Genomic DNA, 11,276 nt, shown 5'->3' on the forward strand with positions numbered 1-11,276 from the left:
CATGACGCAACAGATTCCAGTGCTCGAAGTCGAGGATCTGCGCACCCACTTCTTCACGCGCGGCGGCGTTGCGAAGGCGGTGGACGGCGTGAGCTTCACCCTCAACCGCGGCGAAATCCTGGGGCTGGTCGGCGAGTCGGGCTCCGGCAAGTCGGTCACCGGCATGTCGATCCTCGGGCTCATCGATCCGCCCGGCCGCATCATCGGAGGTTCAGTCTGTTATCGCGGCGAGGATCTCGTGACGGCTGGCGAAAAGCGCCTGTGCCAGTTACGGGGCTCCCGGATCGCCATGATCTTCCAGGACCCCATGATGACGCTGAACCCGGTGCTCAGCGTCGAGACGCAGATGGTGGAAACCGTCCTCGCCCATGAGCGGGTCTCGCGCCGCGCTGCGCGCGACCGGGCTCGAGAGGCGCTCGCACGGGTCGGCATTCCCTCTCCCGAAGAGCGGCTCTCGTCTTATCCGCATCAGTTCTCCGGCGGCATGCGCCAGCGCGTGGCCATCGCCATCGCCCTGCTCCATCAGCCCGACGTCATCATTGCGGACGAGCCGACCACCGCGCTCGACGTGACGATCCAGGCCCAAATTCTCTTCGAGGTACAGAAGCTGTGCCGGGAAACCGGGACCGCGCTGGTCTGGGTCACGCACGATCTCGCCATCGTGTCGGCGCTGGCCGACAGGATCGCCGTGATGTATGCCGGACGCATCGTCGAGACCGGCACGACGCAAGAGGTGATCGATCGGAGCCGCCACCCCTACACCCACGGCCTCCTCGGCTCCGTTCCGAGCCGCAACAAGCGCGGTGAACCGCTCACCCAGATTCCAGGGATGACACCATCCCTGCTCAACCTGCCCGAAGGTTGTGCCTTCCGTCCACGCTGCCCGCGCGCCACCGACGCCTGCCTTGCTCCACCCTCCCTCGAGGGAACTGGCGGCCATGGCTGGCGCTGCTTTCATCCCCATGGGGCCGCCGCATGACCATCGCTCACCCGTCACAAGCTACTCCCGAAGCGCCTCGGGCAAAGACCGATGGGGTCCAGCCGATACTGGAACTCGCGCATCTGACCAAGCGGTTCTCCAGCAAGCTCGATTTCGCCGAGCGGCTGGCGAAGCGGCTTGGAGCCAAGGTGCAGGAATACGACGTCCATGCTGTCGACGACGTGAGCCTGAGCATTGCTCCGGGCGAAGTCGTGGGGCTCGTCGGTGAATCCGGCTGCGGCAAGACCACGCTCGGCCGAATGGTGGCAGGCATCACCCCGCCCAGCGGCGGTCGCCTGCTCTATAAAGGCCTGCCGATGGACGACATGTCGCCGGAACAGGCGAGGCGAGCCACGCTGAACATTCAGATGGTGTTTCAGGATCCGATGGCTTCGCTCAATCCGCGCATGCGTGTCGCGGATATCATTGGCGAGGCGCCGCGCGTCCACGGCATCGTGTCACGGCGCGAGCAGGCCGACCACGTCACCGCCATCATGCAGAAAGTCGGGCTCGATCCGACCTATGCGGCCCGTTTCCCCCACCAGTTTTCGGGCGGCCAGCGCCAGCGCATCGGCATCGCCCGCGCCTTGGCGGTGAAGCCGGAATTCCTGGTCTGCGACGAATCCGTGGCCGCGCTCGATGTCTCGATTCAGGCGCAGATCATCAATCTGTTCATGGAATTGCGTCGGGATCTCGGCCTGACCTACCTGTTCATCAGCCACGATCTCGGAGTGGTCGAGCATATCGCCGACCGCACGGTGATCATGTATCTTGGGCGGGTTGTCGAGATCGCGCCGACATCGGAGCTGTTTTCGCAGCCTAACCATCCGTATAGCCGCGCCCTTCTCGACGAGGCGCCGCGGGTCGATACGCGCAAGCGGATCTTCGCTCCGATCAAGGGCGAGATTCCCTCGCCCCTCAATCCGCCGTCCGGTTGCGCGTTCCACCCGCGCTGCCCGCATGCGCTGCCGCGCTGCAACGTGGAGCGTCCTCAATTGCGCGAAGTCGCACCTGGACGATTCTCGGCATGCCACCTGAACGACATACTCTGAACGGATTGCAATCAAGCGTGGAGCGATGATGAATACGGACACCCTCATCAGCCTCGACCTGATCCGGGACCTTGTCGGCTTCGACACGACGAGCCGGAACTCCAATCTGGAGCTGATCGGCTACATCCGCGACTATCTGGACGGGCTCGGCATCGAGAGCACGCTCGTGTTCGACGAAACCGGTCAGAAGGCCAATCTCTACGCCACTATCGGGCCGCGGGACCGGGGCGGCATCCTGCTGTCCGGCCACACCGACGTCGTGCCCGTGGACGGGCAGGACTGGAGCAGCGATCCGTTCACGCTCACGCGGCGCGGCGACAGGCTCTATGGGCGGGGCACCGCGGACATGAAGAGCTTCGTGGCCATCGCGCTGGCCTTCGCGCCGGCCTTCGCCAAGGCCGACCTGAAGACGCCGATTCACTATGCCTTTTCCTACGATGAAGAGGTCGGCTGCGTCGGCGTGCGGAGATTGATCGCGCACCTCAACGCGCTGCCCGTGCAACCGCGCATGGCGATCATCGGCGAGCCGACAGAAATGCAGGTCATCAATGCCCACAAGGGCAAGCTGGGAATGCGCTGTCGGGTCAGCGGGCAGGCCTGCCACTCTTCCCTCGCCCCGCAGGGTGTCAACGCGGTCGAATACGCGGCGGAGGTCGTGTCCTATCTGCGCGGCATGGCGCGGCGGATTGCGAAGGAGGGCCCGTTCGATCCCGCTTTCGACATTCCCCACACCACCGTCCATACCGGGGTGATCCGCGGTGGCACTGCGCTCAACATCGTGCCTTCGGAATGCGAGTTCGTTTTCGAGTTCCGTCATCTCCCGGAACAGGACCCGCAGGATTTGCTCGCCGAGGTCCAGCGCTATGCCCATGAGGTCCTGGAGCCGGAGATGAAGGCCATTGCTCCCGATGCGGGCTTCTCCTGGCAGCAGCTGTCCTCGACCCCCGGACTCGATTCAGCGCCCGAAGACGAGGTTGTCACCATGGCAAAGGCTCTCGCAGGACAGAACGGTCACGCCAAGGTCGCCTTCGCGACGGAAGCGGGCCCGTTCCAGAAGCAGGGCGGAATACCGGCCGTTGTGTGCGGCCCCGGCAATATTGCGCAAGCTCATAAGCCCGACGAATTCGTCGAACTCAGGGAGATCGCCAAATGCGAGGCCTTCATGCATCACCTGCTCGACAGGGCCACAACCTGACAAGGCAATCGTCTCGGCGCAACTGGAACATTGAACTCCGTTGCATTAAAGCGATTGGGTAGGGTGAAGCTACAGCAAGGCCATCGGATCTGGCGATCGACACTCAAGAGACAAGAGTGAGATCACGGCAGATTCGAAAATGCCGGGCCAAAGGCCCGGCATAAGTAGAGCTCTGATAATTCAGCCGGAACCCTTCAGAGGGAATGGCCGACACGGCAATGTCAGGAGGAAGGGAGCGCTCCCTACTCGGCTGCAACGCGGTAAAGTGTTCCCGCTGCCTCCAGCGCGACCGCCGCTGATTGGATTACGGCGGCAAAGCGCACGGCGGTGTGGATCTCGGAAGCCCCGACCCCGGCCTCTCGCAACACCTTCTCGTGGCTGTCGATGCACAAGCCGCAACCGTTCATAGCCGACACCGCCAGCGACCAGAGTTCGAAATCGATCTTGTCCACGCCGGGATTCGCGATCACGTTCATGCGCAACCGCGCCGGCATCGAACCGTACTCCTTGTTCGATGCCAGGTGAAGAAAGCGATAGTAGATGTTGTTCATCGCCATGATTGATGCTGCAGCCCTGGCAGCATCGAGAGCCTCTGCAGAGAGGTGTGCTCTCGCCTCCTCTTCCAGAGACTCGGCAATCACGGAATTCCTCGTCGCAAGACCACACGCGACGAAAAGGCCATATTTACGTTGCGTTGACAGCGATTCGTCCGAGGCCAGCGAGGACAGGTTCAGACGTACGTCTTTCGCGAAGGCTGGCAGCTTTTCCTTGAGACTCTCGATCGACATGGGTGCTCCTCAGGCCGCTTTGAGCGTATCACCGCCAACTTCGCGGTTGCATGGGCAAAGCTCATCCGTCTGCAGAGCATCAAGGACGCGCAAGGTGTCCTTGGGGTTACGTCCCACGTTAAGGTTGGTTGCGTAGACGTGCTGAATCGTATTATCCGGATCGACTACATAGGTGTAGCGATACGCAACGCCGTCAGGTGACCTGACACCCAGCCCGTCAATGAGCGAACCATTGGTGTCGGCGAATTGCCAAATGGGAAGGCGGTCGAGGTCCCTGTGCTCACGACGCCATGCGAGCTTGACGAACTCATTGTCGGACGATCCCCCAAGAATGACGGCGTCACGGTCGGCAAAGTCGCCTGCCAAGCGCGCGAACTCGGCGATCTCTGTCGGGCAAACAAACGTGAAATCCTTAGGGTAGAAGAAGATGATCTTCCACTTTCCTGGGAAACTTGCCTCTGTAATCGTCTCAAAGGCGCTGTCGCCATTCTCAATATGGGCGTTGAACTTCGGCTTCACGCCGGTCACCGAAAACGCAGGCAGCTTCTGACCGATACCAAGCATCTGAAATCTCCATACGCAGGAACTTGCGGTGGGAGTGATGCAAAACCTGCAGCCAAACGTCAATGGCAACGCTGTGTGCCAGAGCAATAAAATGAGGCAATGCGTCTATCGGCTCGCCCCCGCGTGCGATCGACGCTCCGCGCGGCACCCGGATTGAGCTCTTGCTTGGCCGCGCCCTACCTGATCGGCGCATTCGTGATCATCGCACCCGGAAGACGGGGATCTGGTTGGCACAGTCCGACCGAATGTCGGTGACCAACTAGGCGGGCGGTGCCGTCTCGTACAGCCGCCCCGCTGCCGATCCAAGGCCCTTCTGCTCCCGGACGTTCGGGCCCTAGCCTGAATCGCTGCCCAGTTCGCCCACCTTCTCGGGGCCTGCGACCTCCTTGGTGATTGGGCTCCCGCCTTCTGGAAAGGTCGACAGAGCCTTCGTCACAAGCGGGTCGAGATCTCGGCTGTCGGTCCCGGAGTGCGCGAGGAGCACTGCCCGCATGTTGGGCGTCCAGAAGGCGATGAGATGGTCCTGAATGCCATGAACGGCTTGATCCTCGGGATAGGATCGAAAAAAGGATGCAATCTGGTTCGCCATGTGAACCAACTTCTCAGTGCTCATGCCAATCCATCCCGCTCGCGAATGCGTTCCAGGCCGTGGAAGACCGTGATGCTATCCCTGCGCGCGATTCCAACGAGCGTGATGTCGAGATGGCGTGCACGCTCAAGCGCCAGCGATGTGGGGGCCGAAATCGCAACCAACGTTCTCGCTCCGAATATTGCAACCTTCTCGACAAGCTCGAACGAGCAGCGGCTCGTGACGACGACAAAACCGCTATCCGGGCTTGCTCCCGACCTGCAAAGGGCTCCGATCAGCTTGTCGAGTGCATTGTGGCGGCCGACATCCTCGCGCACCTCGATGATCGTTCCCTCGAGATCGGCCCAAGCCGCTGCATGAACTGCATGCGTAATCCTGTTCAGGTGCTGCCTGCTCTCAAGCGCGGTTAGCGCGCGGTGAAGCGCCGAAAGCGCTATGCTGGGTGCTATTCCGTGGGAACGCAGGGCCTGCGGCAGGGCTTTCAAGTCATCGATCCCGCACACCCCGCAGCCGGTGCGACCGGTTAGCGCCCGTTTGCGCGCCAGATGTTCGTGGAGCCGCTCGGGCGTGAGGTCGATGGCGATCCTCATCCCCCCGGCGTCGGTTTCGACATGCAAGCCCCGGATGTCCTCAGGCTTTTGAATCACGCCCTCGGTCAGGCTGAAGCCGATCGCGAAATCCTCCAGGTCGGCCGGTGTCGTCATCATCACGGCGAACGGGATGCCGCCATAGATCAGGTTGACAGGCATTTCGACCGGGACCGCCCGTAGGGTCGAGACGGGTTCCGCTCCGGCGAAGGTCAGGACCAGGGCCGGCGTTTCCTCCACCTCCGGAATCGATGGGGCATTGCTATTCGGCGGGACTGACATGGGCTTCGATACGCTTGAGGGATCGGTCTTCTTCAAAGAATCGGGCCTGCCAGTCGGAGGGGCGATTCGTGCGGCGCACCTGAACCGCCGTCACCTTGTATTCAGGGCAATTCGTGGCCCAATCGGAGTAATCGGTGGTGATCACGTTGGCGCCGGTCTTGGCGTGATGGAACGTGGTGTAGACCACACCGGGCTGCATGCGCTCGCTGATCCGGGCTCGCAGGGCGATGTCGCCGGAGCGGCTCTCGACGGAAACGAGGTCGCCGTCCCGAATGCCGCGGCCCTCCGCGTCGAAGGGATGGATCTCCAGCACGTCCTCCTCATGCCAGCGGCTGTTCTCTGTGCGTCTCGTCTGTGCGCCGACATTGTACTGCGACAGGATGCGCCCCGTGGTGAGGATCAGTGGGAAGCGAGGGCCGGTCCGTTCCTCGGTGGGCACGAATTCGGTGATCATGAACTTGCCCTTGCCGCGCACGAAGCGGCCCACATGCATCATCGGCGTTCCATTGGGAGCCGCCTCGTTGCACGGCCACTGGATGGAGCCCAGCCTCTCCAGCTTCTCGTAGGAGACGCCCGCGAAGCTCGGCGTGAGCCGAGCGATCTCGTCCATGATCTCGCTCGGATGCGCATAGCTCATCGGAAAGTCGAGGGCGTTCGAGAGGGCGATGGTGACTTCCCAATCCGCCATCCCGCTCATGGGAGGCATGACCTTGCGGACGCGGTTGATGCGCCGTTCGGCATTGGTGAAAGTGCCGTCCTTTTCCAGGAACGAGGAGCCCGGCAGGAAGACATGGGCGTATTTGGCGGTCTCGTTCAAGAAGATGTCCTGAATGACGATGCATTCCATCGCTTTCAATCCGGCCGTGACATGCTGCGTGTCCGGATCGGATTGGGCGATGTCCTCGCCCTGGATGTAGAGGCCCTTGAAGGTGCCATCCACCGCTTCATCGAGCATGTTCGGAATGCGAAGGCCGGGCTCGCCGTCGAGCTCCACGCCCCAGAAGGTCTCGAACATCTGCCGCGTGGCGTCGTCGGAGACGTGCCGGTAGCCGGAGAATTCGTGCGGGAACGAGCCCATGTCGCAGGAACCCTGCACATTGTTCTGGCCGCGCAGGGGATTCACGCCGGCGCCTGCTTTGCCGATATTGCCGGTGGCCATGGCGAGATTGGCCATGCCCATGACCATGGTCGAGCCTTGGCTGTGCTCGGTGACGCCGAGCCCATAATAGATGGCCGCGTTGCCGCCCGTGGCATAGAGGCGGGCAGCCTCCCGCACATCGGCCGCAGGAACTCCGGTGAGGTCCTCCACGGCCTCGGGAGAGTGTCGCTCGTCAGCGATGAAACGCGCCCAGCTCTCGAAGTCGCCGAGATCGCAGCGTTCGCGCACGTAGGCCTCGTCGACCAGCCCCTCCGTCACGATCACATGAGCGATGGCGTTGATTATGGCGACGTTGGTGCCGGGCTTCAGCGGCAGGTGGTAGTCGGCCTTGACGTGCGGCGACTTCACGAGATCGATCCGGCGCGGGTCGATAACGATGAGGCGGGCCCCCTCGCGCAACCGTTTCTTCATGCGGGACGCAAAGACCGGATGGCCGTCGGTGGGGTTGGCGCCAATCACGACGATGACGTCCGCTCTTGCCACGGATGCGAAGTCCTGCGTGCCCGCGGAGGTGCCGAGCGTCGTCTTGAGCCCGTAGCCTGTCGGCGAATGACACACCCGCGCGCAGGTATCCACGTTGTTGTTGCCGAATCCGGCGCGAACCAGCTTCTGGACCAGGAAGGTCTCCTCGTTGGTGCAGCGGGAGGACGTGATGCCGCCGATGGATCCGCGGCCGTATTGCGCCTGGATGCGCTTGAACTCGCGCGCGGCGTAGTCCAGCGCCTCGTTCCACGACACCTCGCGCCACGGATCGGTGATCGACTTGCGGATCATCGGCTTGGTGATGCGGTCCTTGTGCGTGGCATAGCCCCAGGCGAACCGCCCTTTGACACATGAATGGCCCTCGTTCGCCTTTCCATGCTTGTAGGGCACCATGCGCACGATCGCCGAGCCCTTCATCTCGGCCTTGAAGGAGCAGCCGACACCGCAATAGGCGCAGGTCGTCACCACCGAATGCTCCGGCTGGCCCATGTCGATGATGCTGTTCTCGTTGAGAGCCGCCGTCGGGCAGGCCTGCACGCAGGCGCCGCAGGAGACGCATTCGGATCCGAAGAAGTCCAGGCCGCCGGGCGAGACGCGGGAGTCGAAACCCCGTCCCTGGATGGTCAGCGCGAAGGTGCCCTGCACCTCCTCGCAGGCTCGCACGCAGCGCGAGCAGACGATGCACTTGGAATCCTCGAAGGTGAAATACGGATTGGACGTATCCTTCGGCGCATCGAGGTGATTATCCCCCGCATAGCCATAGCGGACTTCCCTAAGGCCGACGGCTCCCGCCATGTCCTGTAATTCGCAGTCACCGTTGGCGGAGCAGGTCAGGCAGTCGAGCGGATGATCGGAGATGTAGAGTTCCATCACCCCGCGGCGGAGATCGGCGAGCCGCTCCGTCTGCGTGTGCACCACCATGCCTTCTTCGACCGGCGTGGTGCAGGAGGCGGGCGTTCCGCGCCGTCCTTCGATCTCCACGAGGCAGAGGCGGCAGGAACCGAAGGCTTCCAGGGAATCCGTCGCGCAGAGTTTCGGGATCGCCGTTCCCATCGTCATGGCCGCGGCCATCACCGAGGTGCCGGCCGGCACGGTCACGGGTACGCCGTCGATGGTCAGCGACACCGTCTTGTCGGAGACGGGAACGGGAGTGCCATAGTCGATATCCTGGATCAGGGGCATGGGACGCCTCCCTTACTCTGCCGCCGCGGGAATGCGCGGAGCCTTGTCGAAATCCTCGGGGAAATGTTCTAGGGCGCTCATGACCGGCAGGGGGGTCAGCCCCCCCATGGCGCAGAGCGAGGCGTCGGTCATGAGGGTGCAGAGATCCTCAAGCACTTGGACATTCTTCTCCCGCTCGGTCCCAGCGATGATCCGGTCCATTACCTCGACCCCGCGCACGGCGCCGACACGGCAGGGCGTGCACTTGCCGCAGCTTTCCGCTGCGCAGAACTCGAAGGCGAAACGGGCCTGCCGCGCCAGATCAACCGTGTCGTCAAACACGACGATGCCCCCATGTCCGAGCATGCCCTTGTGGGCGGACAGCGCCTCGTAATCCAGGGGAATGTCCAGCATGGAAGCCGGAAAATAGGCTCCTAGTGGCCCGCCGACCTGGACCGCCTTCACGGGCCGTCCTGTCGCCGTTCCGCCGCCGAAATCCTCGATGATCTCGCGTAGGGTCGCCCCGAAGGCGAGTTCGATCAGCCCGCCGCGTCGGACGTTGCCCGCAAGCTGGATCGGCAGCGTGCCCCGTGAGCGGCCCATGCCGAAATCCGCATAGGCCTGTGCCCCTTGCGTCAGGATCCACGGCACCGTCGCAAGCGATAGTGCATTGTTGACCACAGTCGGCTTGCCGAACAGCCCGTGCAGGGCCGGCAGCGGCGGCTTGGCCCGCACCACGCCGCGTCTGCCCTCCAGGCTTTCCAGGAGAGCGGTTTCCTCGCCGCAGATATAGGCTCCCGCGCCGAGCCGCGTCTCCAGGGTGAAGGCGTGGCCCGAGCCCATGACGGACGCTCCCAGATAACCGGCTTCCGCGGCGACCGCGATGGCTTTCGTCATGGTTCGGTAGGCGTGAGGATATTCGGAGCGGATATAGATGAACCCCTTGGTGGCTCCGACGGCCAGCCCGGCGATCGTCATGCCCTCGATCAGCGAGAAGGGATCGCCCTCCATCAGCATGCGGTCGGCGAAGGTGCCGCTGTCGCCCTCATCCGCGTTGCAGACGATGTACTTCTGTGCCGCTTCGGCGTGGAGAACGGTGCCCCACTTGATGCCCGTCGGAAAGCCCGCCCCGCCCCGTCCCCGCAGGCCGGAGAGTTTGACCTCGTCCATGATGGCCTGAGGCTCCAGGGAGAGAGCGCGGTCGAGACCGGCATAGCCACCGTGGCTCCTGTAATCCTCCAGCGACACGGGATCGACGATGCCACAGCGGGCAAAGGTCAGGCGTGTCTGGCGGGCAAGGTAAGGCTGTGTCTCAAGGAACCCGAGGCGAAGCGGGTGCTCCCTTCCCTCTTGAAATCCGGCCTCGAACAATCCGGCAATATCGGCGGGTTTGAGCGGGCCATAGGCGATGCGGCCCTCGGGTGCCTCGACCTCTACCAGAGGTTCGAGCCAGAACAGGCCGCGAGAGCCGGTCGTCACGATATCCAGCGCGAGCCCGCGGCGGGATGCCTCCTCGGCCACGAGAGCGGCGATCCGGCGGGAACCAAGGGCAAGGGATGCCGCGTCCTGAGATATGAAGATCCTGGTCATAGACCCCTCGCCTCCCGGACGACTTCGTCGAGCGTCCCAGGATCGAGACGCCCGATCGGCTCGTCGTCGTAAAGGGCGGACGGGGCGCAGGCGCAAAGGCCGAGGCAATAGACGCCCTCGACCGTCAGGCTTCCATCCGGTGTCGTCCCGCCCCAGTCGACGCTGAGCTTTGCGAGGAGCTCCTGCGCGAGCATCGCGCCGTTCATCGACTGGCACGCCTCCGCGCGGCACAGCTTGAGCACATGGCGTCCTGCCGGTAAGCGGCGGAAATCGTGATAGAATGTCACGATCCCATGGATCTCGGCCCGGGAGAGATTCAGCGCATCCGCCATGAGGGAGATCGCCTCGTCGGGGATGCAGCCGAACTCGTCCTGCAACGCATGGAGGATCGGCAGCGCGGCACCATCGAGCGATGCGTGAGCTGCGACAATCTCCCTGGCGCGGTCGTCGTTCCACGGAATGGATGTGGTCATGTCCTTACCAAACATTGATCTGGAGCGCTCTCTTGATCGGACCAGGTTCTGCACTTTTGGAGTTAAGAACCTTGCCCCCGGGATAGCAATCGGCATTTTGGCCGAGTTTGCGGACAGCCGCGCCGGTTGTCGCGTTCTTTATCCCGGAGACCTGGCTCAGGGATCCTGCTCATTTTTCATCGCCCCGCTCGGCCATTTACGACTGACCGTCCCGCGACATTCCCTGGAAGGCTCGCGCGTGTGAGACGGTCTCGAAGCTCATCTGTGTCTCCGGCTCAGTAGACGATGACCGAGCGGATCGATTTGCCCTCGTGCATCAGGTCGAACGCGGTGTTGATCTCCTTGAGCGGCATCGTGTGGGTGATCAGATCGTC

The 11,276-nt window shown here is 63.0% G+C and carries 11 protein-coding genes; 3 read left to right on the forward strand and 8 right to left on the reverse strand.

The features are described 5' to 3' along the window. Position 1 precedes the first annotated feature (1 nt). Genes ACS5Q0_RS19525 through argE form a run of 3 tightly spaced genes read left to right on the forward strand, consistent with a single transcriptional unit; the run spans position 2 to position 3,226 of the window. A complete protein-coding gene (locus ACS5Q0_RS19525; protein WP_473128313.1) occupies positions 2–979 on the forward strand; it encodes an ABC transporter ATP-binding protein in 978 nt (325 codons plus the stop codon). Next, on the forward strand, positions 976–2,031 hold the full coding sequence (locus ACS5Q0_RS19530) for an ABC transporter ATP-binding protein (protein ID WP_473128314.1): 1,056 nt from the start codon (positions 976–978) through the stop codon (positions 2,029–2,031). Before ACS5Q0_RS19525 ends, ACS5Q0_RS19530 begins: the two co-directional genes overlap by 4 nt. Before the next feature lie 28 nt (positions 2,032–2,059). Next, entirely contained in the window at positions 2,060–3,226 is a 1,167-nt protein-coding gene (gene argE, locus ACS5Q0_RS19535; RefSeq protein WP_473128315.1) for an acetylornithine deacetylase, read from the forward strand. A 242-nt stretch (positions 3,227–3,468) separates the two neighbouring features. Here argE and ahpD read toward each other — a convergent pair whose 3' ends face one another. The 8 genes from ahpD to ACS5Q0_RS19575 form a co-directional block, all read right to left on the reverse strand. Beyond that, on the reverse strand, positions 3,469–4,014 hold the full coding sequence (gene ahpD / locus ACS5Q0_RS19540; protein WP_473128316.1) for an alkylhydroperoxidase, AhpD family: 546 nt from the start codon (positions 4,012–4,014) through the stop codon (positions 3,469–3,471). 9 nt (positions 4,015–4,023) lie between these two features. Then, positions 4,024–4,578 (reverse strand): peroxiredoxin, encoded by a 555-nt coding sequence (locus ACS5Q0_RS19545; RefSeq protein ID WP_473128317.1) that lies wholly within the window; start codon positions 4,576–4,578, stop codon positions 4,024–4,026. Between the two features lie 334 nt (positions 4,579–4,912). Next, positions 4,913–5,191 carry a formate dehydrogenase subunit delta gene (locus ACS5Q0_RS19550; protein ID WP_473128318.1) on the reverse strand — a complete coding sequence of 93 codons (279 nt, stop codon included), beginning with the start codon at positions 5,189–5,191 and terminating at the stop codon, positions 4,913–4,915. Beyond that, complete coding sequence (gene fdhD / locus ACS5Q0_RS19555) at positions 5,188–6,036, reverse strand: formate dehydrogenase accessory sulfurtransferase FdhD (protein ID WP_473128319.1); 849 nt, start codon at positions 6,034–6,036, stop codon at positions 5,188–5,190. Before fdhD ends, ACS5Q0_RS19550 begins: the two co-directional genes overlap by 4 nt. Continuing rightward, on the reverse strand, positions 6,017–8,860 hold the full coding sequence (gene fdhF / locus ACS5Q0_RS19560; protein WP_473128320.1) for a formate dehydrogenase subunit alpha: 2,844 nt from the start codon (positions 8,858–8,860) through the stop codon (positions 6,017–6,019). The genes fdhD and fdhF overlap by 20 nt, the downstream gene beginning before the upstream one ends. A 12-nt stretch (positions 8,861–8,872) precedes the next feature. Beyond that, a complete protein-coding gene (locus ACS5Q0_RS19565) occupies positions 8,873–10,429 on the reverse strand; it encodes a formate dehydrogenase beta subunit (RefSeq protein ID WP_473128321.1) in 1,557 nt (518 codons plus the stop codon). Then, the gene (locus ACS5Q0_RS19570; RefSeq protein ID WP_473128322.1) at positions 10,426–10,902 is read right to left on the reverse strand and encodes a formate dehydrogenase subunit gamma; all 477 of its coding nucleotides are present in this window, start codon (positions 10,900–10,902) and stop codon (positions 10,426–10,428) included. Before ACS5Q0_RS19570 ends, ACS5Q0_RS19565 begins: the two co-directional genes overlap by 4 nt. Before the next feature lie 275 nt (positions 10,903–11,177). Beyond that, positions 11,178–11,276: S-(hydroxymethyl)glutathione dehydrogenase (locus tag ACS5Q0_RS19575; protein ID WP_473128323.1), on the reverse strand; the 99-nt coding region annotated here is incomplete at its 5' end.

It is taken from the genome of Microvirga sp. HS2, assembly GCF_055792805.1.